This window comes from Bifidobacterium mongoliense DSM 21395 (genome assembly GCF_000741285.1).
In the GTDB taxonomy this organism is placed as follows: domain Bacteria; phylum Actinomycetota; class Actinomycetes; order Actinomycetales; family Bifidobacteriaceae; genus Bifidobacterium; species Bifidobacterium mongoliense.
In genome coordinates this window covers 123,761-146,380 of the sequence record NZ_JGZE01000001.1, presented here as the reverse complement: position 1 = coordinate 146,380, position 22,620 = coordinate 123,761, and the positions used below count along the sequence as shown (strand labels likewise).

Here is a 22,620-nt window from a genome sequence, read left to right as displayed (position 1 = left end):
TCCGAGAATGACATCAGTGGGCCGGTGGCACGTTCATCTTCCCGGACACGTTAACCTGATAGGAGTTCATGGTGGCGCAATGGATATCATCCCTCGACAAGGACGTCACGGTCGCCCTCATCGGCCTGATCGGCGTGGTGGTGGGGGGACTCGTGGCGGGCGTGCTCAACATCGTGGGAGCCCACCGAGGCAACCTCGCGCACGCCTACAATGAGCTCGCGTCCGCGCAGGGCAGGATGCAGGAGGAGATCGACAAGCAGGACGATAAACTCAAGCGCCTGTTCGCCGATAACGACCGCCTGCGCAAGGAGGAGCACCGGTTCGAGGACCGGGATCTGGAACGTACCCGCTATCTCCGTGAGCTCATGCACTGGCTCGACGGGTTGTGCCAGTCGGGTGAGATCGCGTACACGAGGGATCACCCGAAACCTCACTTGCCGGACGGCATGCGCCCCGAATTCCCACGGCTCGACAGCTGACCCACGGCAACCATTCCAAGACATGCCACCCCAGATCGGGGTGGTTTTCGTATATCAGGAGGCAATATAGTGTTTTCCAATCATGCACGGCATAGGCGAGAGCCTAGGCCCATGCGCAAACCGTTGGGTGGTGCGCTGCTCGCGCTGACCATGCTCATCGCACCCAGTATCGCGCAGGCGGACAGTGGCGTCGACGTGTCGAATTATCAGGGTTGCGTCGCCCAGCAGCGTGCCCGCACCGCCAAGGACAACGGCGTCGCGTTCGCGTTCGTCAAGGTGTCCGAGGGACTTGGTTTCACCGACGGCGTGGCGGACTGTTCCCTCACCGGGTTCGCGCAGGTGGGCGTGCGTCGCGCCGTCTACCATTTCGCCCGTCCCGAATACGGCAACAGCGCGGACCAGGAGGCCGACTGGTTCCTGTCCCAGACCAAGGGGTATGTCGGCCAGGGCATCCTGCCGGTGCTCGACTGGGAGCCGGGAGGCGGCCAGAAGAGCAACGTCGCGTGGGCGAAACGCTGGCTCGACCGTGTCGCGGCCGCGTGGGGCACCAAGCCGTTGATCTACATGTCCGCGAGCACTATCGGCATGGCCGACTGGTCGAGCGTCGCGAACGCCGATTATGGCCTGTGGGTGGCGGGTTATCCGCGCGGGTATGCGGGCGAGCGTCTGCGCGACCCCGGTGCCGTGCCCTACAGCGTGGCTCCGTGGGGCTTCGCGGCAGCCTGGCAGTATTCATCCTCGGGCAATGTGCCGGGCATCGGCAGCGCCGTTGACGTCAACTGGTTCTACGGCACCGCCGCGACCTGGGCGAAGTACGCCAACGCGCCCATCGACACGGTGACCCACCCGGCCACGTCGACGCCGCCCGCCCATGTGGCCCCGGTGCAAACGACCACCACGCCCACCGGTGACGCGAACGCTTTGGCGACGGCGGTCATCCAGGGATTGTACGGCAATCAGCCCCAGCGTCAGAAGCTGCTCGGATCCCGGTATGCGGAGGTCATGGCCATCGTCAACCGCCGTCTCAACGGTGCCGTCACGTCGAGTGGCTCGTATGTGGTGCGTTCCGGCGACTACCTGAGCAAGGTGTGGCCCCAGACATGGCCCGCCATCGCCGCGCTCAACGGGTTGAGGCCACCGTACACGATCTACGCGGGCCAAACACTGCGCACGAGCGGCGGTGCGGCGGCATCCTCCGGACGTCGGTACACGGTGCGGTCCGGCGACACCCTCGGTGCCATCGCCCGCCGTCTCGGCGTACCCATAGGAGCCATCCACGGCTACCGGTCCGGTAACCCCAACCTCATCTACGTCGGCGAAACCATCGCCTACTAAGGAGCAATCATGACAGATGAAACAACCAACACGACCGAGGGTCCGCAGGGCCTCCTGCCCGACCACGTGTATGACGTTTTGAAGTGGGTGGCGATCATCGTCATGCCCGCCCTCGCCACGTTCATCGTCGGACTCGGCGGCATCTGGTCGATCCCGTTCGCCGGCCAGTTGGCCGCCACCATCACCGCGGTGGGAGTGCTCCTCGGCGCACTGCTCGGTCTGAGCTCGGTCAAATACAACAGCAGGTAACATCGTGCCGTTAGTGACCGTTTCAGCTAAAAACGCAAGTCGAGCGCCCTCACTTCCTACGGGAGGTGGGGGCGTTTTTCGCGTTTAGGACGATATCAATTCTCAAGATGGCGGAGCGTTTCCATCTCCCAAGCCTCCCGGTGCACTACCGCATGCAATCGGACCAGCGTCTCCTCCGACAACAGACCATCCGAATACAGCCGCTGGCAGGCCGCGTCGAAGGCGTTCAGGTCGTGGTGGAGGACATCGGTGTCGGTCATACCGATAGCGTATCAGAGTGACGGCGTTGCCATACGATGGGGGTATGAGCGGTTATATCCCGGATGATGCGGCCATGAGCCATGAGCCGGAGCCATGGAAACGGGAGCGAATCATCAGACGCAGGACGATGAACCGCATGCAGGCACGCAAGGATGCGCTGCTGGACCTCCTGGCGTCACCATTGCCCGACACCGAACGCAGCCATCTGACATCCGAGCTGGCTGATCTGAGGTATGACATCAGCGTGCTCAGATACGGTGCCACCGATTACATGTGGGAGGAGATGCGGACGAAGTGGCGGTGATCAGGAATCCAGTCTGCGCAGGATGTTCGCGAGCATGATAACGGAAGTGGCGGTAGTCTTGTTGTGGTTGTGTTTCTTGTCTATGGAAGGGTTCTGATATGTCTTTGGAGCATGAACAATTTGCAGTAAGGATTGATGTTCCGCAGGTCGGTTTTATGGCGAGAACGCAGGCCGATGGTCTTAGACGGATGGGTGTTGAGATTGAGGAGGGGGTTGAGGCTGGGCAACGTAATGCTGCGTATACGATTTGCGAGAGTGATGGCGATACGCCGGTCGAGGTTGTCTTCCTGACTGAGAATTCGAAGAATCTGGATTTGGTTTCTGTTGCTCCAACAGGCAGGTCGTTCATATTGGAGCACTGGGATGGTGGGCGTGATGCGAGCAGTATCGGGAATCGTCGGTATACCTTCGCCCGCTCACGCGAACGCGCGCCATATGAATATGTCGGTGATTTCGCCATAGCGGCCCTGTTCCACCATGAGGTCCAGAACGACGAGGAAGACGTTACGGAGACGATCGCGCTTTGGGAGCGGAAGAACTGATCACGGCCCCTGTGCGGCCTACTTCTTCCATTCGATTTGTGCGAGATTCAGTGACGAGTCGAGTGTTTCCATGGCGTTGAGTCGTTCCGTGATGTCGGCATGACGATAATGTTCCACCATGGCTATGCTGCTATGCCCGACGATCTGCATGATCAACCCAACATCGACACCTCCTCCGAAAGCAGCCCATCATCGTAAAGCCGTTGGCAGGCCGCATCGAAAACAGCCAAATCGTGGTGCAGGACATCGGCGTCAAGCATGACCACAGGATAGCAGGCGAGGGGCGGTCTTCAATTTTCCGCGCTGCATCTTGGTATACACTTGGTGTACACCTTTCCGCGAAAACAACGGCTAAACGGCTATGAGAAAACCCCTGCAGGCCTTGCGGCTGTAGGGGTTTGGAGCGGGGTGGATAACGCGGTTCGAACGCGCGACCTTCTGAACCACAATCAGATGCTCTACCTGCTGAGCTATATCCACCATGGCGGCGACGTGGTTACCCACATTCGCACAACAGACGATTACTATACACGATGTTCTAGAACGCCACGCCGTGGCAGGTGTCGGAGTGGAGAAAGCCGCGAGTGTCCGCGGAAACGGGGAACCACGAACTGCGATATGGCGGCGGGGTGACAGGGGTGTGACGGCGGGGTGACAGGATGGTTGGCCCATCGGTGGTGGCGATCAGTTGCCTATTATCTCGTATCTCGTGGGTGGCGATCTGCAGGTGATGTGACGGCGATGGTGTGATCATCGAGTGGGTGAGGGGCGAAGCCGTCGGCTATTGCCCATCAATCCGTCGTCTTCACATCAACCCGCCGTCACCGCACCGACCCGCCGTCACTGCACCAACCGGCCATCACCACACCAATCCGCGCAGACACGGCGCAGCTGGTCCGGGGTCATGGTATTGTTAATGGTTGTGTGTGCCAATGGTGCCTCTTATGTGATAGGGGTGCGCATGGGGATATCCCGCCATCCGGCGAGGACGTGCAGTGATGTGCGTCGGAGGAGAGCGGGCCATCGGGCCGGTGGACTGTGGCTTCTGAACCGATTATCGGAACAGTGGGTCGCGGTGCTGCGGCTTCACGAACAGAGGATACCAACGAATCGGAGATCAGAAGTTGCCTACTATAGAACAACTTGTCCGCAAAGGACGTACGGCAAAGTCGAAGAAGTCCAAGACTTTGGCGTTGAAGGGAAGCCCGCTGCGCCGCGGCGTGTGCACCCGTGTTTACACCACCACCCCGAAGAAGCCGAATTCGGCATTGCGTAAGGTCGCCCGTGTGCGCCTGAGCTCGGGCATCGAAGTCACCGCCTATATCCCCGGTGAGGGCCACAACCTGCAGGAGCACTCCATCGTGCTCGTGCGCGGCGGCCGTGTCAAGGATCTGCCCGGTGTGCGTTACCACATCGTGCGCGGAGCCCTCGATACCCAGGGCGTCAAGGATCGCAAGCAGGGTCGTTCCCTGTACGGAGCAAAGAAGGCGAAGTAAGAGATATGTCACGTAAAGGACCCGCAAAAAAGCATCAGCTGCTTCCCGATCCCATCTACAGCTCGACCGTAGTGGCTCAGCTCATCAACAAGATTCTCCTCGATGGCAAGAAGGCCATCGCGGAGGACATCGTGTACTCGGCCCTTGAGATGGTCAAGGACAAGACCGAGCAGGAGCCGGTGACCGTGCTCAAGCGCGCGCTGGACAACATCCGCCCGAGCCTCGAGGTTCGCTCCCGCCGCGTCGGCGGCGCGACCTACCAGGTCCCCGTCGAGGTCAAGCCGAACCGCGCCAACGCGCTGTCGCTGCGCTGGCTGACCGACTTCTCCCGCAAGCGTCGCGAGAAGACCATGTCCGAGCGTCTCGCCAACGAGATCCTCGACGCCTCCAACGGCCTAGGTGCTCGGTGAAGCGTCGCGAGGACACGCACAAGATGGCCGAGGCCAACAAGGCCTTCGCCCACTATCGCTGGTAATCCGAGACAAGAGAGCTGAGGAATACTCATGGCACTAGACGTGCTTAACGACCTCAATGAGGTCCGCAATATCGGCATCATGGCTCACATCGATGCCGGTAAGACCACCACCACCGAACGCATCCTGTTCTACACGGGCAAGAACTACAAGATCGGTGAGACCCACGACGGTGCGTCGACGATGGACTTCATGGCGCAGGAGCAGGAACGTGGCATCACGATCCAGTCCGCCGCCACCACCTGCTTCTGGAACCGCCAGACGCATGATCCGGAACAGAAGTTCCAGGTCAACATCATCGACACCCCCGGCCACGTGGACTTCACGGCCGAGGTGGAGCGCTCCCTGCGCGTGCTCGATGGCGCCGTTGCCGTCTTCGACGGCAAGGAGGGCGTCGAGCCCCAGTCCGAGACCGTGTGGCGTCAGGCCGACAAGTACAGCGTCCCGCGCATCTGCTTCATCAACAAGATGGACAAGCTCGGCGCCGACTTCTACTATTCGGTCGACACCATCAAGTCCAAGCTCGGGGCCGTCCCGCTCGTCGTCCAGCTGCCGATCGGCGCCGAGAACGACTTCAGCGGCGTCGTCGACCTGATCCGCATGAAGGCGTACGTCTGGAACGACGTCTCCGGCGATTTGGGCGCGCACTACGACACGACCGACATCCCGGCCGACCTGCAGGACAAGGCGGTCAAGTACCGCTCCGAACTGCTCGACGCCGTCGCCGAATCGGATGAGACGCTCCTCGAGAAGTACCTCGAGACCGGCGAGCTCACCGAAGACGAGATCCGTGCCGGTATCCGCAAGCTCACGGTCACCCGTGAAGCCTACCCGGTGCTGTGCGGCTCCGCGTTCAAGGACAAGGGCGTGCAGCCCCTGCTCGACGCGGTCATCGACTACCTGCCCAGCCCAGAGGACGTGCCCTCGATCGTCGGATTCGACCCCAGCGACGAATCCGTGGAGATCGACCGCAAGCCCACCATGAGCGACCCGTTCTCCGCCCTGGTCTTCAAGATCTCGACGCACCCGTTCTACGGCAAGCTCGTCTTCGTGCGCGTCTACTCCGGTTCCGTCAAGCCCGGCGACTCGGTGCTCGACTCCACCAAGGACAAGAAGGAGCGCATCGGCAAGATCTTCCAGATGCACGCCGACAAGGAGAATCCTGTGGATGCCGCCGAAGCAGGCAACATCTACACCTTCGTGGGTCTCAAGAACGTCACCACCGGCGATACGCTGTGCGATGACAAGCATCCGATCTCGCTCGAGTCCATGACCTTCCCCGATCCCGTGATCGAGGTCGCCGTGGAGCCCAAGACCAAGGCCGATCAGGAGAAGATGAGCCTGGCGCTCGCCAAGCTCTCCGACGAGGATCCGACCTTCCAGGTCAAGAGCGACGAAGAGTCCGGCCAGACCCTGATCTCCGGCATGGGCGAGCTCCAGCTCGACATCATCGTCGACCGTATGCGTCGTGAGTTCAAAGTCGACTGCAACGTCGGCAAGCCTCAGGTCGCGTACCGCGAGACGATTCGCAAGCCCGTTATGGACCTCGTGTACACACACAAGAAGCAGACCGGTGGTTCCGGCCAGTTCGCGAAGGTGCAGATGAACTTCGAGCCCTTGGGCCCGGAGGCGGGCGAGCCTTACGAGTTCGTCAACGAGGTCACCGGCGGCCACATCACCAAGGAGTTCATCCCCTCGATCGATGCGGGTGTGCGCGAGGCCATGGAGACCGGCATTCTCGCCGGGTTCCCGGTCGTCGGCGTCAAGGCGACCGTCACCGATGGTCAGATCCACGATGTCGATTCCTCGGAGATGGCCTTCAAGATCGCCGGTTCCATGGCGTTCAAGACGGCGGCCCCCAAGGCCAAGCCCGTCATCCTCGAGCCGATCATGGCCGTCGAGGTCCGCACCCCTGAGGAGTACATGGGTGAGGTCATGGGCGATCTGAACGCCCGCCGTGGTTCCATCCAGTCGATGAACGACGCCACCGGTGTCAAGGTCATCGATGCGAAGGTGCCGCTGAGCGAGATGTTCGGCTACATCGGCGACCTGCGTTCCAAGACCCAGGGCCGCGCGATGTTCACCATGCAGATGGACTCGTACGCCGAGGTCCCCAAGGCCGTCGCCGAGGAGATCATCAAGGCGCAGCGGGGCGAATAACACGCCTGCCACGCAGGTGGCGCCTGTCTCCAGTCAGCGCTAATATCTGTAGCGCTGACTGGGTTTAGGGCACGCTGTGGCACGTAACCCAGAAACCCAGTACAATGTAGCGGGAGCCTGGTGCCTAGGGCACGGGCGAACTACGAAACGTCCAGGAGGACAAAAAGAACATGGCAAAGAAAAAGTACGAGCGCACCAAGCCGCATGTCAACATCGGCACCATTGGCCACGTGGATCACGGTAAGACGACCCTGACCGCCGCCATCTCGAAGGTGCTCCACGAGGAGTACCCCGACCTGAACCCGGAGTATGACTTCGATCAGATCGATGCCGCTCCCGAGGAGCAGCAGCGCGGTATCACGATCAACATCGCGCATATCGAGTACCAGACGGAAAAGCGTCATTATGCGCATGTCGACTGCCCCGGCCACGCCGACTTCGTCAAGAACATGATCACCGGCGCCGCTCAGATGGATGGGGCGATCCTCGTGGTCGCCGCCACCGATGGCCCGATGGCCCAGACCCGCGAGCACGTTCTGCTCGCCCGCCAGGTCGGCGTGCCGAAGATCATCGTCGCGCTGAACAAGTGCGATATGGTCGACGACGAGGAGCTCATTGAGCTCGTCGAAGAAGAGGTCCGCGACCTGCTCGAGGAGAACGGCTTCGACCGCGACTGCCCCGTCATCCGCACCTCCGCCTACGGCGCACTGCACGACGATGCCCCGGATCACGAGAAGTGGGTCCAGAGCATCAAGGATCTCATGGATGCCGTCGACAACTACATCCCGACGCCTGTCCACGACCTGGACAAGCCGTTCCTGATGCCGATCGAGGACGTCTTCACGATCTCCGGCCGCGGCACCGTGGTCACCGGTCGTGTCGAGCGCGGCAAGCTGCCGATCAACACCAACGTCGAGATCGTCGGCATCCGTCCGACCCGCGCGACCACCGTCACCTCCATCGAGACCTTCCACAAGCAGATGGACGAGGCCGAGGCCGGCGACAACACCGGTCTGCTGCTGCGCGGCATCAACCGTACGGACGTCGAGCGTGGCCAGGTTGTGGCCGCTCCCGGTTCCGTAACCCCGCATATGAAGTTCGAGGGTGAGGTTTACGTGCTGACCAAGGATGAGGGTGGCCGTCATTCGCCGTTCTTCTCCAACTACCGTCCGCAGTTCTACTTCCGCACCACCGACGTCACCGGCGTCATCACGCTGCCGGAAGGCGTCGAGATGGTTCAGCCCGGCGACCACGCCACCTTCACCGTTGAGCTGATTCAGCCCATCGCCATGGAGGAAGGCCTGACCTTCGCCGTCCGTGAAGGCGGCCGTACGGTCGGCTCCGGTCGTGTGACCAAGATCATCGACTAGTTTCGGCTGGTATGCGGGCGTCGCCGATACAAGGCGTCCGCACTTCCGCACCGGCCGTCAGGTCGGTTCGGGGGAGTGATCAATCGGCATAGGCAAGGGGATTCGGTTCATGTAACCGGGTCCCCTTTCTCTATGCGTCATGGCATAATAAGCGGGACAATCGAGCATTGTCTGCATTTTCACAGAAATAAAGGGTGACTTTACGTGGCACAAACTACCAATGACATCAAGAACGGATCGGTGCTGAACCTCGACGGACAGCTGTGGACCGTGACCAAGTTCCAGCACGTCAAGCCCGGCAAGGGGCCGGCTTTCGTGCGCACCACCATCAAGAACGTGCTCACCGGCAAGATCGTCGACAAGACGTTCAACGCGGGCATGAAGATGGAGTTCGAGACCGTCGACAACCGCACGTTGCAGTATTCCTACGAGGACGGCGACAGCTTCGTCTTCATGGATATGACCACGTACGACCAGGTGAGCATCCCCAAGGACATGGTGGGCGAGCAGAGCAAGTTCCTGCTCGAGGGCACCGACTGCATCATCAGCTTCCATGACGGCAACCCGCTGAGCGTGGAACTCCCCGCCTCCGTGATCCTCGAGGTCACGCACACCGAGCCCGGCGTACAGGGCAACCGTTCCAACGCGGGCACGAAGCCCGCCACGGTGGAGACCGGCGCTGAGATTCAGGTTCCGCTCTTCGTGGGTGAAGGCGAGCACGTCAAGGTCGATACCCGCGACGGGTCATACCTCGGACGTGAGAACTGATCGGGGATCCGAACCATGGCACGTTCCACAGCTCGTAAACGGGCGCTGAACACGTTGTACGAGGCCGACGAGAAGGGACAGGACATCCTGTCCCTTCTTGCTGAGCGCATCGCCCACCCCGGGGCACAGACCCCGTTGCCGGATTACGCGATCACCATCGTGCGCGCGGTGGCCAAGTACCTGGTCACCCTGGACCGCGCGTTGGCCGATCATTCCAAGGGTTGGAACATCAAGCGCATGGCCGTGGTCGACCGCAATATTCTGCGCATCGCCGCTTGGGAGATTCTCGGCAACGACGAGGTCCCCGACAAGGTGGCCATCGACGAGGCCCTGGGCCAGGCCAAGACCCTGAGTGACGACGAGTCGCTTTCCTTCATCCATGGCGTACTCAGTGCATTGTGCGCGGACAAGGATCAGTACGATCTCGAGGCCGAGGCAGCCGAACGCGCCAGAATCGCGGCCGAGAAAGCGGCGGCGGAAAAGGAAGCGGCCGAGCAAGCCACTGCGGAGCAGGCTAAGGCTGACCAAGAGAAGGCCGAGCAGGCTGAAACAGCGCAGACTGAAACAGGGCAGGCTAACGCAGAGCGGACAAGCGCCGGGTCGGAACCGGTTGACGTTCCTGGCCCCGTTCCCGTTGCCGCCACGGACAACGTTCCCGGCATTGATACCGATACCGATACCGATACCGATACCGATACGACTGTTCCCCCGCTAGCTTCCGCATAGCGGTCCGGCGGCGTTTCGGCCGGGCCGCGAGTCCCAATCGGACGATAGTCTTGGCCGTAAGGCCGGAGGGAAGGGATCATCGTGAATCTCACAGACGCAGCATTGAACAGCTATACGCCGGAGGATGCCGTACTCATCCTCGAGGACGGACAGACATACATCGGTGATCCGTACGGGGCCCGGGGCGCCACCTTCGGTGAGATCGTCTTCTCCACCGGCATGACCGGATATCAGGAGACACTTACCGATCCGAGCTACGACCGGCAGATCGTGATCCAGACGTTTCCGCATATCGGCGACACCGGGGTCAATGACGAGGATCCGGAGTCGTCACGCATCTGGGTGTCGGGCTATGTCGTCAGGCAGCCCAGTCCCATCGCCAGCAACTGGCGGTCCACCCGAACCCTCGACGACGAACTCGACCGATACGACATCGTGGGCATCAGCGGCATCGACACCCGCGAACTCGTACGTCACCTGCGCTCCGCAGGCGTGATGCGGGCGGGCGTCTTCAGCGGGGACGCGCTGCTCGATCCCGAGACCGGTGCCGTGCGGCCCATCAATGTCCTGCTGGCGCAGGTCAGGGACACCCCCAAGATGCAGGGCAGGCGTCTGTACGATGAGGTGAGCACCGACCAACCCTATACGGTGGAACCTTCGGGAGAGTATGAGGGCAAGGATCCGCTGTTCACCGTCGTCGCCGTTGATCTGGGACTCAAGATGATGACGCCGCGACTCATGTCGCAACGCGGGTGCCGGGTGCATGTCGTGCCTTCGAACGTCACCCTGGAGCAGATCGAAGTCCTCCACCCGGACGGCGTCTTCTTCTCCAATGGCCCGGGCGACCCCGAACAGGCCGGTCCCGTGGTCGAGCTGCTGCGCGAGGTGCTCGCGGCCGGGCATCCGTTCTTCGGCATCTGCTTCGGCAACCAGCTCTTCGGCCGGGCGCTCGGCTTCGGCACCTACAAGCTCAAGTTCGGCCATCGCGGCAGCAATCAGCCCGTCAAGGACATGACCACCGGCAAGGTGGAGATCACCACCCACAATCACGGCTTCGCCGTGGACGCGCCCATCGGCGAGACCGTCATGAGCCCGTATGGGGATGGCAAGTTCGGCCGGGTGTTCGTGTCGCACATCGATCTCAACGACGATGTGGTCGAGGGGCTGCAGTGCGTCGACATCCCCGCCTTCTCCGTCCAATACCATCCAGAGGCGGCCGGAGGGCCGCACGACGCCGCCTATCTCTTCGACCGTTTCGCGGAGCTCATGGGCTCCGAACAGGGAGGACACCGCAATGCCTAAGCGCAACGACATATCATCCGTTCTGGTCATCGGCTCCGGGCCGATCGTCATCGGTCAGGCGGCGGAATTCGACTATTCCGGCACGCAGGCTTGCCGAGTGCTGCGCGAAGAGGGCGTACGCGTCATCCTCGTCAACTCGAACCCGGCCACCATCATGACCGACCCCGAGATGGCGGACGCGACCTACATCGAGCCCATCGACACGGCCATCCTCGAGCGCATCATCGCCAAGGAACGTCCAGATGCGCTGCTCCCGACCCTGGGTGGGCAGACCGCGCTCAACGCGGCCATCGAACTGGGCAAGGCAGGCGTACTCGAGCGCTACCACGTCGAGCTGATCGGCGCTTCCCTCGAGGCCATCAACCGAGGGGAGGACCGCGAGAAATTCAAGGTGGTCGTGGACGCCGCGGGCGGCGAGTCCGCACGGTCCGAGGTGGCCCACACCATGGAGGGCGTCGACAAGATCGTCGAGAAACTCGGTTTCCCCGTCGTCATACGCCCGAGCTTCACCATGGGCGGCCTCGGCTCGGGCATCGCCCATGATCCCGAGGAGTTGCACCGCATCGCCAGCGCGGGCATCCACTATTCGCCGACCGATGAGGTGCTCGTCGAAGAGGGGATCGAAGGCTGGAAGGAATACGAACTCGAGCTCATGCGGGACGCCAAGGACAACGTCGTGGTCGTCTGCCCGATCGAAAACGTCGACCCGGTCGGCGTGCACACCGGCGATTCGATCACCGTCGCACCTACCTTCACCCTGACGGACCGCGAATACCAGCGCATGCGCGACATCGGCATCGCCATCATCAGGGGCGTAGGCGTGGAGACCGGCGGATGCAATATTCAGTTCGCCATCAATCCCAAGACCGGACGCATCATCGTCATCGAGATGAATCCGCGCGTCTCGCGCTCCTCCGCTCTGGCCTCCAAGGCCACGGGCTTCCCCATCGCCAAGATCGCGGCCAAGTTGGCGCTGGGCTACACGCTCGACGAAATCCGCAACGACATCACCCAATCGACGCCGGCCAGCTTCGAGCCGACCATCGACTATGTGGTCACCAAGATTCCGCGGTTCGCCTTCGAGAAGTTCCCCGGAGCCGATCCGCTGCTCACAACCTCCATGAAATCCGTCGGCGAGGCCATGGCCTTGGGCGGCAACTTCCAGGAGTCGCTGGGCAAGGCCATGCGTTCCATCGACAAGCGCCATATGGGCTTCAACTGGGATGGCGAGAAACCCGACACCGACGAGGTGAACGGTCTGCTGGAGCAGATGCGCACGCCGACCGAGCATCGCTACCTCCAGGTCCAGCGGGCCCTGTGGGGAGGCGCCAGCGAGGAGCAGATCTTCGACGCCACCAAGATCGACCCGTGGTTCATCCGTCAGTTCGCGCTGATCAACGAGACCGCGATGCTGGTGAGGAACGCCGAAACCCTCTCGCCGCGCCTGTTGCTCAAGGCCAAGCGTGCGGGACTGTCCGATCTGCAGATCGCCGGCCTGCGCCGCTTGGGCGACGAGGGCGAGAACGTGGTGCGCGAACTGCGTTGGAGCTACGGCCTGCGTCCCGTGTACAAGACCGTGGACACCTGCGCCGCCGAATTCGACGCCGTCACGCCGTACTACTATTCGTGCTACGCCGATGAATCAGAGCTGCGCCACCGCGAGCGCGAGGCCGTGATCATCCTGGGTTCGGGCCCCAACCGCATCGGCCAGGGCATCGAATTCGACTACACCTGCGTGCACGCCGTGCAGGAGCTGGGCAAGGACTATGACACGATCATGGTCAACTGCAATCCCGAGACCGTCTCCACCGATTACGACATGTCCGACCGGCTCTATTTCGAGCCCCTGACGTTCGAGGACGTCCTGGAGATCTACGAGGCGGAATGCCGCATGGGTCCGGTCAAGGGCGTCGTCGTTCAGCTCGGTGGGCAGACCCCGTTGTCCCTGGCCGCACGGCTCAAGGCCGCCGGCGTGCCCATCCTCGGCACCTCCCCGGAGCACATCGACCTGGCGGAGAACCGCGAGCTCTTCGGAGAGGTCCTGCGCAAGGAGCATCTCAACGCGCCCCGGTACGGCACCGCCCAGAACATGGACGAGGCCCGCGAGGCGGCCCACCAGATCGGCTACCCGGTCCTGGTCCGCCCGAGCTACGTGCTTGGCGGTCGTGGCATGGAGATCGTCTATGACGACTCCCAGCTCGAGACCTACGTCAACCGCGCGCTCAACGAAGCCAAGGCCGACACCGTCGTCTCCGGACGGCTGCCGTCGCCGCTGCTCATCGACAAGTTCCTCCAGGACGCCATCGAGATCGATGTCGACGCCCTCTTCGACGGGAAGGAACTGTATATCGGCGGCATCATGGAGCATGTCGAGGAGGCCGGTGTGCACTCCGGCGACGCGGCTTGCACCCTGCCGCCCAGCACCCTGTCGGACGATCAGATCAACCGGCTGCGCAAGGCCACCTACGCGTTGGCGCAAGGCTGCGGCGTGCGCGGATTGATGAACGTCCAGTACGCCTTCATGGCCAACACCCTGTACGTCATCGAAGCCAATCCGCGTGCCTCGCGTACCGTGCCCTTCGCCTCGAAGGCGACCGGCGTGGCGCTCGCCAAGGCGGCGGCCCGGTTGCTGGTGGGGGAGACCATCGCCGATCAGCGGCGTCGGGGACTGCTGCTGCCCAAAGAGGACGGCGGTGTCATCCATCCCGGACAGCAGGTCGCCGTCAAGGAATCCGTACTGCCGTTCAAACGCTTCCGCACCCCCGTCGGCAAGACGGTCGATGTGCTGCTTGGACCGGAGATGCGCTCCACCGGCGAGGTCATGGGCTTCGACCGTGATTTCCCGCACGCCTTCGCCAAGAGCCAGCTGGCCGCCTATTCCGGTGGTCTGCCGACATCGGGCACCGTGTTCCTGTCGGTCAACGACACCGATAAGCGCCAACTGCCGCTGATGGCGGTGCGTCTCATCGAACTCGGGTTCACCATCTGCGCGACCGAAGGCACCGCTTCGGTGCTGCGGCGTTATGGGATCGACTCGAAGATCGTCGACAAGATCTCGACGCGCGTGGACACGGATCCCGACACCCCGCCGTCCATCGAACACGCTCGTGGCAGCATCGGCAAGAACGTCGTCGATCTCATCGAGGATGGCGATATCGACATGATCCTCAATACGCCCAACTCCCGTGGTTCACGTTCGGATGGCTATTCGATCCGCGTCGCCGCCATCGCGGCCGACCTCCCGCAGTTCACCACGATCACCGAGTTCTCCGCGGTGCTGATGGCCATCGAGGCGGTCAAGAACAACGACTACCAGATCATGAGCATCCAGGAGCACGCTCGCCAACTGTTCGCCATGGACCAACAGGACGCCGCATGATGGACGACCACGAGAGCATACCCGCCTCGGCCTCGGTTCGGGGTGATTTCGGCAGACGCCTGGCGCTGTCGATGGCGGAATACGGGCCGTTGTGCGTAGGCATCGACCCGCATCGGCGCATGCTCTCCGATTGGGGATACGAGGCCAACGCCCGAGGCGCCGAGCTGTTCTCCATGCGCATGCTGCAGGCGACCCGGGGACGGGCCGCCGCGGTGAAGTTCCAGACGCCGATGTTCGAACGCTATGGGTCCAAGGGCTTCGAAGCGTTGGAACGAGTGTTGTATGCCGCGCGCCAGATGGACGTCATCACCATCGTGGACTGCCTGCACGGCGGGCTGGCCACGACGATTTCGGCTCTGGCCGACGCCTACTTCCATCCCGATTCCCCGATGCTGGCCGACGCCATCACCCTGCTGCCCTATTACGGGGCACGCTCGATGGGCGGACTCATCCACGAAGCGCTGGACTATGGAAGGGGCATCTTCATCGCCTCCCTCACCTCGAATCAGGAGGGGGCCAGCCTGCAGACCGCCATACGGCAGACCGGCGACTATCAGGGCAAAACCGTGGCGTACGGCATCGCCAGGCATGCGCAGCAGTATAACGACGGCATACCGGGCATGGGTTCGGTGGGATTGATCATCGGGGCGACGATCGGGCATTGGCTGCACGATTCGTCCCTTGATCTGGGCGGTTTCACCGGCCCCATCCTCTCCCCGGGATACGGGTGGCAGGGCGCCGAAGCGAAGGACCTCGAGGCGGTGTTCAAGGGCACCAAGGGCAACGTGCTGGTGACCGTATCGCGGTTCATCGCGGCCCACGGCCCCGATATCGCGCAACTGTCCCAGGCCACCGAGAACATCTCGTTGGATATCAGGGAGGCGCTGATGAGCACGAATCAGGAAGGTGATGTGGATGTGCAGCGGTGAGATGACAGACGGGGCGAATCGCGGGCAACGACGCGGAACCGGACGTCTCATCGTCCTCACCGGCCCCACTGCGGTGGGCAAGGGGACGGTCGAGGCCGCGCTCAGGGCGAAGCACCCGCAGGTGTGGGTCTCGGTGTCCGCAACGACCCGCGCCCCCCGCCCGGGCGAGATCGACGGCACGACATACTGGTTCATGGATGAAGCCGAGTTCGAGGCCAAGGAGGCGGCAGGGTATTTCCTCGAAACCGCCGTCGTGCACAACATGGCCCATTACGGTACGCCGTTGCAGCCGGTCCTCGACCATGTGGCCGCCGGAATCCCGACGATTTTGGAGATCGATCTGCAAGGAGCCAGGCGAGTCAGGCACGAGGCCGAGCGCATGGGTCTCGACGTCGTCTATGTGTTCCTGGCGCCGCCCAGCTACGATGAGCTGGTCCGCCGACTCGTGGGACGCGGCACCGAGAACGAGGAGCAGCGCCGCAAGCGCCTGCTCACGGCCCGCGAGGAACTAGCGAGCGAGCACGAATTCGATGTCACGATCGTGAACAGCACCGTTGAGGCCGCCGCCGATGAGCTCTGGGACGTCATCGCCAGGGAGTACGGCCTCCCGGCCACGGATCCGGCGCGCTGAGCATCAGGCGAAGACGACGATGTCGGATATGGCGATCACGCGAGTCCGGAGAGCTTGTTGATGAGATCGGGGTCGCGGGTCGCGCCCTTGTCGGCGGAGCGGGCGAAGGCGGCGTAGGCCTTGAGCGCCAGCGACACCTTCCGGTCGCGGTGCGCGACGTACCCGTCCCCGGCCTCCAGTTCGGCGCGACGCTGGGCGAGCTGTTCGTCCGAGAGATCCACGTCGATGCGACGGTTGGGGATGTCGATGACGATGGTATCGCCGTCGCGGATGAGGGCGATCGGTCCCTTGCTGGCGGCCTCCGGCGCGACGTGCCCGATGGCCAGACCCGATGAGCCGCCGGAGTAGCGGCCGTCGGTGATCAGCGCCACGTCCTTGCCGATGCCCTTGCCTTTGACGAAGGAGGTCGGGTAGAGCATCTCCTGCATGCCCGGACCGCCCTTGGGGCCTTCGTAGCGGATGACGAGCGCCTGACCACGCTTGAGCGTGCCGTTGAGAATGACCTCGACGGCCTGTTCCTGCGATTCGACGATGAGTGCGGGGCCGCGGAAATGCCAGATCTCCTTGGGTACGCCGGCGGTCTTGACGACGCAGCCGTCGGGCGCCAGGTTGCCGCGAAGCACGGCCAGACCGCCCTCCTCGACGGCCGGATGCTCCAGGTCGTGGATGGCGCCCTTGACGCGATCGGTGTCGAGCGAGTCGAACAGGGTCTCGTGCGTCCACGGATCGGGGGACTTGATGCCGCCGGGCGCCGCATGGTAGAGCTTCTTGGCCTCATCGATGCAGTTGGGGCGCATGATGTCCCAATCGTCGAGCTTCTTCTCGAGACTGGGATAGTCGATGGAGTGCACGTCGCGGTGCAGTTTCTCGCCGCGATCGAGTTCGCCGAGGATGCCGCAGATGCCGCCGGCGCGGTGGACGTCGGCGATCTCCCACGGTCCCGACGGGCTGGCCTTGCAGATGCAGGGGACGGTGTGGCTGATGCGCTCGATGTCCTCGAGCGTGAAGTCGACGTCGGCGCTTTGGGCGGCCGCGAGGATGTGCAGCACGGTGTTGGTCGAACCGCCCATCGCCACGTCCATGGTCATGGCGTTCTGGAAGGCGTGACGCGTCGCGATGTTGCGGGGCAGCACCGACTCGTCGTCCTCGTGATAGCAGCGGTTCGCCAGCTGCACGATCATGGCTCCGGCCTTCTCGAACAGCCGCTTGCGGTAGGCGTGCGAAGCCAGGACCGTGCCGTTGCCGGGAAGCGCCAGTCCCAGCGCCTCGGTCAGGCAGTTCATGGAGTTCGCGGTGAACATACCGGCGCACGAACCGCAGGTGGGACAGACCGAGGTCTCATAGGCGAGCAGATCCTTGTCCGAGACGTTGTCGTCGGCGCTCGCGTACATCACGTCGATGAGGTCGGTGCTCTTCGTGGTGCCGTCCGACGTCGTCGTCGTACCGGCCTCCATGGGGCCGCCCGATACGAAGATCGTGGGAATGTTGAGACGCAGGGCCGCCAGGAGCATGCCCGGCGTGATCTTGTCGCAGTTGGAGATGCAGATCAGGGCGTCGGCGCAGTGCGCGTTGACCGAATATTCGACGGCGTCGGCGATCAGGTCGCGGCTGGGCAGCGAGTAGAGCATGCCGGTGTGTCCCATGGCGATGCCGTCGTCGACGGCGATGGTGTTGAATTCGCGGGGGATGCCGCCGGCCTTCTTGACCGCTTCGGAGACGAGGCGGCCGACTTTGTTGAGGTGGACGTGTCCCGGCACGAATTCGCTGAACGAATTCGCGATCGCGACGATGGGCTTGCCGAAATCGCTGCCATCGACACCGGCCGCCCTGTAGAGTGCCCGAGCGCCGGCGAACATCCGGCCTTTCATGAGTTTCTCTGATCGCATGTGCATGGTCTCATTCAAATGCCTGACCCCGTGGGGTGTGTGACGGCGGTCACATAATGGAATCATCGCGCGGCATCGCCGTCCACAGCGGGGCGCCCCGGATATCGCGGCGGCCTACTATACTGGCACCGGTAACAGTCTAGTATGACTGCATTCGAGATTTGGGAGACATAGTTATGGCATTTGGCACCGAGCCGCATCCTCAGGGATTCGCGAACCCCACGATCGACGATCTCATGGAGCACGCCGATTCGAAATACGCGCTGTCCATCTTCGCCGCGAAGCGCGCCCGCCAGATCAATTCGTATTTCACCCAGCTCAACGAGGGGCTGCTGCAGAACGTCGGACCGCTGGTCGAGTACAAAAACCAGGAGAAGCCGCTGTCCATCGCGTTCCGCGAGATCAACGAGGGCCTGCTCGAGGAGACCTTGGGCGAGGACGATCTGTCCGAAGGCAACTGAGCGTCGGGCCATCGATTGGCTGCGGTCTGAGTGCCCTGCGTGGGTGCTTGGTTGTGGTCAATGGCGGTGGTCGATGACGGCAGTCAATGAAGTGTGCGTCGTCGTGTGACGACGTCCGTATGACGCCCCGGTTGGCTCGATCGTTGCGGTGGTTCGTGTATCCGTGGGATATGCGGGTCGCCGGCGTACGGTCGGCGACACCGGGGCGCAGTCATGGATGAGGAGCCCCGCACGGCGTCGATCGGCACGTGATCGCCGAAGTCGGAACGGCGGAATATCGAACGAGAGGGTATGGGCATGGAACGTAGGTTGATTTCCGCGGAGTCGGTGACCGAGGGGCATCCGGACAAGATCTGCGACCAGATCTCCGACGCCGTGTTGGACGACATCCTGCGTCAGGACCCCCATTCCCACGTAGCCGTGGAGACCTCCGCCACCACGGGCCAGTTCCTCGTCTTCGGCGAGGTCACCAGCGAAGGGTACAGCGATATCCAGCACATCGTGCGCGACGTCGTGCGCACCATCGGCTACACCAGTTCCGATATCGGCCTCGACGCCGATTCCTGCGGCGTCCTCGTCGCGCTGAGCGAACAGAGCCCGGAGATCAACCAGGGGGTCGAGCGGCTCGACCGTGCACGCGAATCGACCGCCTCGCGCGAGGAACGCTACGCGTCCCAGGGGGCGGGCGACCAGGGCGTGATGTTCGGCTATGCCTCGGACGAGACCGACGTGCTCATGCCACTGCCCATCTACCTCGCCCACCGTCTCGCCTTCCGCCTGGCGCAGGTGCGCAAACAGGGCATCGTCGATCATCTCCGGCCGGACGGCAAGACCCAGGTGACCATCGAATACGACGACGATGACCATCCCGTGCGCGTCGACACCGTGCTCATCTCGACCCAGCATGATCCGGACGTCACGCAGCCGTGGCTCGAGCGTCGGTTGCGCGATCACGTCATCGCACCCGTCCTCGATGAGGTCTGCGGCGAAGCGGTCAGGCACGACGATTTCCGGGTGTTGGTCAATCCGACCGGTTCCTTCGTGCTCGGTGGTCCCGCGGCCGATGCCGGGCTGACGGGGCGCAAGATCATCGTCGATACCTACGGCGGTGCGGCGCATCACGGCGGCGGCGCCTTCTCCGGCAAGGATCCGAGCAAAGTGGACCGTTCCGCGGCCTACGCCGCCCGGTGGGTGGCCAAGACCATCGTCGCGGCGCATCTGGCGCACAAGGTCGAGGTACAGATCGCCTACGCCATCGGCGTGGCAGAACCGGTGAGCGTCAACGTGGAGACGTTCGGGACGCAGATCGGCGACGCCACCCGCGAACGCATCCAGCGCGCCGTGCGCGATGTGTTCGATTTAAGGCCCGCGGCGCTCATCGACGAACTCGATCTGTTGCGTCCGATCTATCGCAAAACGGCCACCTACGGCCATTTCGGACGTGAGGACCCCGACTTCACCTGGGAGCGCACCGACCGCGTCCCCGCCCTGCTGCGCGCCTTCGCGGCGACCGCAACGACGGGGGATGGGGCTCGGGACCGCTGACGCGACGGCCCGGTGTGGCCTAGAATCGTGAACCATGAGCGAGATCGACGCCGAGCAACCGGCCTTCGAGGGGATGGCCCCGCGCCGTCGCCGGAGGAAGGCCGCCCCGGCGCGCGAGCCTGCCGCCGATCTGCCGATAGCCAGCGTGGTGCTGGATGTGCAGGCGACCCACCTGGGGTCCACCTTCGACTATCTCGTCGATGAGAGCCAGTCGGACGCGGCGATTCCGGGCACGCTCGTACGGGTGCGGTTCGCGGGCCGCCGGGTCAACGGGATCATATGGGAGCGTTCGGCGCAGTCCCCGGTGCCCGGATCCTCGTTGCGTTTCCTCGAACGGGTGGTGACGCCGCATGTGCTCGTCGGCGAGGATATGCGCGGCGACATCTCTGCCATAGCCGATGCCTATGGGGGGACGAGGGCCAACATCCTGCGGCTGTCCCTGCCCTCACGCGTCGCGCGCGTCGACAAGGAACCGTTGTGGCGCCGGGCGGGGGAGGATACGGCGGCCGCACGATACGGTCGGACGAACCCGGGGGGGCACGCCGCCCTCGACGCCGGGTTACGATCGCTGGCGCAATCATACGAGCACGTTGCGGCGCTCACCGATGCCATCGAATCGCGTCGGCACGGTGCCTTCGTCATGGATATGCTGCCCGGTCAGGCGGCGTGGGCCGACGATCTGGCCGTGCTCGCCCTCGACGCCATGGCCCATGGCCGATCCGCCGTTCTCGTCATGCCCGGCATGCGCGAGACCATGCTGGTGTGCCGTGCTCTGGGGAGGCTGGGGTTGAGTGAATTTACGGCCGGCGACCCCGTACGTAACGCGGTGCGCGGCGATTACCTCATGCTCGCCGCCTCGTTGCCTCCGGATCGTCGGTACCGTGCCTACTGCGCCGTGGCGAGCGGTGCGGTGGGTTGCGTGGTCGGTCCACGGGCCTCGATGTATGCGCCGGTACGGGAGCCCGCGTTCTTCGCCATTCTCGAGGACGCGGCGTATCAGCATGCCGACGGGATGATGCCCTACGCCCAGGCGCGCGGCGTACTGCGTCTGCGGGCGGCGCGTCATCAGGGGGTGTTCCTCGCCCTGGCCAACGCCCGCAGCGTCGTGAGTGAGCGTGAGGTGGGCATGGATGCCGCGGATGCGACGCCGGTGAGCGGTCCCAGCGTCGCCGTGCACCCGTTCGCCGCCGTGGTCAGGTCACGCGCGCCGTGGACACGGTGGCTCAACCGCGCTGAGCTGACACGGCTTGTGGATCCCACGGTGGGTGCCCGCGTCCCGCATTTCGCCGTGCGCATCCTTAAGGAGGCCCTGGACGAGGGGCCGGTGCTGCTCTCGATACCCCAGGACGGCGTCGAACAGCGGCTCGGCTGCACCCGATGCCACCGCCAGGCTCGGTGCCGTCGCTGCACCGGGCCGCTGGTGCGCTCATCCGGCGCGGTGCCCCGATGCGGATGGTGCGGCGCGGCGGCCGTGCACTGGCGCTGTCCGCACTGCGGCAACGACCGCATGCATATGGTGCGTGTCGGTGCCGCCGGAACCGCGCAGGAACTGCACGGGTTGTTCGGCGATGCGCCGATGGTGCTGTCCGGGCCGAGTCAACCGGGCGGCATCGTGTCCAGCGTGCCGAACCGGTCCATGCTCGTGCTCGCCCCTCCAGGGGCGGAACCGTTGGTCCAGGCCGATGACGGGATCGGGGTCGGATACCGGGCCGTGGCGATCCTTGACGCCTGGACCAGTCTCTATGCCCGGGGAGTCGACGCCCGCATCGACACACTGACGAACTGGATGAGGGCCGTGTCCTTGTGCCTGCCGCGCAACAGGGGCGGTCAGGCTCTGCTCATCGGCGAAAGCGATCCCGTGCTCGCCCGTTCGCTCGTGCTGTGGGACAGCCCGCAACTTGCCGCGCACGAACTCGATGAACGCGCACAGACCGCCCTGCCCCCGGTGCTGCCCTGCGCCTGCATCTGGGGGCGGCGGGACGCCGTGACATGGCTGCTGCACGAGGTGGGTGCGCTCGATGGCACGCATGCCACCGTCGGCGAGGGCGAGGCCGCAATGCCCGCGGTGCTGGGGCCGGTGCCGATCGCACCGCCCGTGACCATGGACGCGCATGAACTCGAGGAGACCCGTGACCGGGTGAAGGCCGTGGTCCGCGTCGAACCCGGCCGTCGCGCCCCCTTCGCCATCGCCCTGCGCGACGCCGTGGCCCGGCACGTGGCCACACGGACCCCGGGGGAACTGCGCTTCCAACTCGATCCGAAGGATCTGCTGTGAGGCCCGGTACGCTGCGGATACGGGCACCGCATCCGCAGGTCGCATGGGC

The 22,620-nt window shown here is 63.7% G+C and carries 18 protein-coding genes, 1 tRNA gene and 2 pseudogenes; 18 read left to right on the top strand and 3 right to left on the bottom strand.

Annotated elements, in window-relative coordinates:
* Positions 1 to 68 precede the first annotated feature (68 nt).
* The 3 genes from BMON_RS00575 (at position 69) to BMON_RS00565 (ending at position 2,063) form a co-directional block, all read left to right on the top strand.
* Entirely contained in the window at positions 69 to 479 is a 411-nt protein-coding gene (locus BMON_RS00575) for a hypothetical protein (protein ID WP_033513443.1), read from the top strand.
* A 111-nt stretch (positions 480 to 590) separates the two neighbouring features.
* On the top strand, positions 591 to 1,814 hold the full coding sequence (locus tag BMON_RS00570) for a GH25 family lysozyme (protein WP_033513441.1): 1,224 nt from the start codon (positions 591 to 593) through the stop codon (positions 1,812 to 1,814).
* 9 nt (positions 1,815 to 1,823) lie between these two features.
* The gene (locus BMON_RS00565) at positions 1,824 to 2,063 is read left to right on the top strand and encodes a phage holin (RefSeq protein ID WP_033513440.1); all 240 of its coding nucleotides are present in this window, start codon (positions 1,824 to 1,826) and stop codon (positions 2,061 to 2,063) included.
* Positions 2,064 to 2,158: 95 nt separating this feature from the next.
* On the opposite strand, the gene BMON_RS09780 is transcribed toward BMON_RS00565, so the two are convergent.
* Complete coding sequence (locus BMON_RS09780) at positions 2,159 to 2,323, bottom strand: hypothetical protein (protein WP_156098603.1); 165 nt, start codon at positions 2,321 to 2,323, stop codon at positions 2,159 to 2,161.
* A gap of 44 nt (positions 2,324 to 2,367) precedes the next feature.
* Between BMON_RS09780 and BMON_RS09775 the strand changes: the two genes are divergently transcribed.
* Together BMON_RS09775 and BMON_RS00560 are read left to right on the top strand one after the other, a co-directional pair.
* Positions 2,368 to 2,628: a hypothetical protein gene (locus BMON_RS09775; protein WP_152595806.1), complete on the top strand. Its 261-nt coding sequence runs from the start codon at positions 2,368 to 2,370 to the stop codon at positions 2,626 to 2,628.
* A gap of 98 nt (positions 2,629 to 2,726) precedes the next feature.
* Positions 2,727 to 3,170 (top strand): hypothetical protein, encoded by a 444-nt coding sequence (locus BMON_RS00560; protein WP_033513439.1) that lies wholly within the window; start codon positions 2,727 to 2,729, stop codon positions 3,168 to 3,170.
* 407 nt (positions 3,171 to 3,577) lie between these two features.
* On the opposite strand, the gene BMON_RS00555 is transcribed toward BMON_RS00560, so the two are convergent.
* A tRNA-His gene (locus BMON_RS00555) sits at positions 3,578 to 3,650 on the bottom strand.
* A 644-nt stretch (positions 3,651 to 4,294) separates the two neighbouring features.
* On the opposite strand from BMON_RS00555, the gene rpsL reads away from it, so the two are divergent.
* The 10 genes and pseudogenes from rpsL (at position 4,295) to gmk (ending at position 16,404) form a co-directional block, all read left to right on the top strand.
* Entirely contained in the window at positions 4,295 to 4,666 is a 372-nt protein-coding gene (gene rpsL / locus BMON_RS00550; RefSeq protein WP_033511931.1) for a 30S ribosomal protein S12, read from the top strand.
* Positions 4,667 to 4,671: 5 nt separating this feature from the next.
* Positions 4,672 to 5,141, top strand: a pseudogene (gene rpsG, locus BMON_RS00545) (30S ribosomal protein S7).
* A 28-nt stretch (positions 5,142 to 5,169) separates the two neighbouring features.
* Positions 5,170 to 7,299: an elongation factor G gene (gene fusA, locus BMON_RS00540; RefSeq protein ID WP_033511934.1), complete on the top strand. Its 2,130-nt coding sequence runs from the start codon at positions 5,170 to 5,172 to the stop codon at positions 7,297 to 7,299.
* Positions 7,300 to 7,469: 170 nt separating this feature from the next.
* Positions 7,470 to 8,669: an elongation factor Tu gene (gene tuf / locus BMON_RS00535; protein ID WP_033511939.1), complete on the top strand. Its 1,200-nt coding sequence runs from the start codon at positions 7,470 to 7,472 to the stop codon at positions 8,667 to 8,669.
* 204 nt (positions 8,670 to 8,873) lie between these two features.
* On the top strand, positions 8,874 to 9,437 hold the full coding sequence (efp, locus tag BMON_RS00530) for an elongation factor P (protein WP_033511940.1): 564 nt from the start codon (positions 8,874 to 8,876) through the stop codon (positions 9,435 to 9,437).
* Positions 9,438 to 9,452: 15 nt separating this feature from the next.
* Positions 9,453 to 9,998: pseudogene (gene nusB, locus BMON_RS09375) on the top strand (transcription antitermination factor NusB); the annotation flags it as partial.
* A gap of 246 nt (positions 9,999 to 10,244) precedes the next feature.
* Positions 10,245 to 11,465: a glutamine-hydrolyzing carbamoyl-phosphate synthase small subunit gene (carA, locus tag BMON_RS00520; RefSeq protein ID WP_033511941.1), complete on the top strand. Its 1,221-nt coding sequence runs from the start codon at positions 10,245 to 10,247 to the stop codon at positions 11,463 to 11,465.
* Positions 11,458 to 14,844 (top strand): carbamoyl-phosphate synthase large subunit, encoded by a 3,387-nt coding sequence (gene carB, locus BMON_RS00515; RefSeq protein WP_033511943.1) that lies wholly within the window; start codon positions 11,458 to 11,460, stop codon positions 14,842 to 14,844. The genes carA and carB overlap by 8 nt, the downstream gene beginning before the upstream one ends.
* Positions 14,845 to 14,915: 71 nt before the next feature.
* Entirely contained in the window at positions 14,916 to 15,773 is an 858-nt protein-coding gene (gene pyrF, locus BMON_RS00510) for an orotidine-5'-phosphate decarboxylase (RefSeq protein ID WP_237745278.1), read from the top strand.
* On the top strand, positions 15,760 to 16,404 hold the full coding sequence (gmk, locus tag BMON_RS00505; protein WP_407711947.1) for a guanylate kinase: 645 nt from the start codon (positions 15,760 to 15,762) through the stop codon (positions 16,402 to 16,404). Before pyrF ends, gmk begins: the two co-directional genes overlap by 14 nt.
* 35 nt (positions 16,405 to 16,439) lie before the next feature.
* Here the strand turns inward: gmk and ilvD are convergent, their stop codons facing one another.
* The gene (gene ilvD / locus BMON_RS00500) at positions 16,440 to 18,296 is read right to left on the bottom strand and encodes a dihydroxy-acid dehydratase (RefSeq protein WP_033512176.1); all 1,857 of its coding nucleotides are present in this window, start codon (positions 18,294 to 18,296) and stop codon (positions 16,440 to 16,442) included.
* 170 nt (positions 18,297 to 18,466) lie between these two features.
* Here ilvD and rpoZ point away from each other — a divergent pair, with 170 nt between their 5' ends.
* The 3 genes from rpoZ (at position 18,467) to BMON_RS00485 (ending at position 22,571) form a co-directional block, all read left to right on the top strand.
* The gene (gene rpoZ, locus BMON_RS00495; RefSeq protein WP_033511946.1) at positions 18,467 to 18,751 is read left to right on the top strand and encodes a DNA-directed RNA polymerase subunit omega; all 285 of its coding nucleotides are present in this window, start codon (positions 18,467 to 18,469) and stop codon (positions 18,749 to 18,751) included.
* Positions 18,752 to 19,042: 291 nt separating this feature from the next.
* Complete coding sequence (gene metK / locus BMON_RS00490) at positions 19,043 to 20,296, top strand: methionine adenosyltransferase (protein WP_051917682.1); 1,254 nt, start codon at positions 19,043 to 19,045, stop codon at positions 20,294 to 20,296.
* Positions 20,297 to 20,330: 34 nt separating this feature from the next.
* Positions 20,331 to 22,571 carry a primosomal protein N' family DNA-binding protein gene (locus tag BMON_RS00485; RefSeq protein WP_033511948.1) on the top strand — a complete coding sequence of 747 codons (2,241 nt, stop codon included), beginning with the start codon at positions 20,331 to 20,333 and terminating at the stop codon, positions 22,569 to 22,571.
* The last annotated feature ends 49 nt before the right edge of the window (positions 22,572 to 22,620 follow it).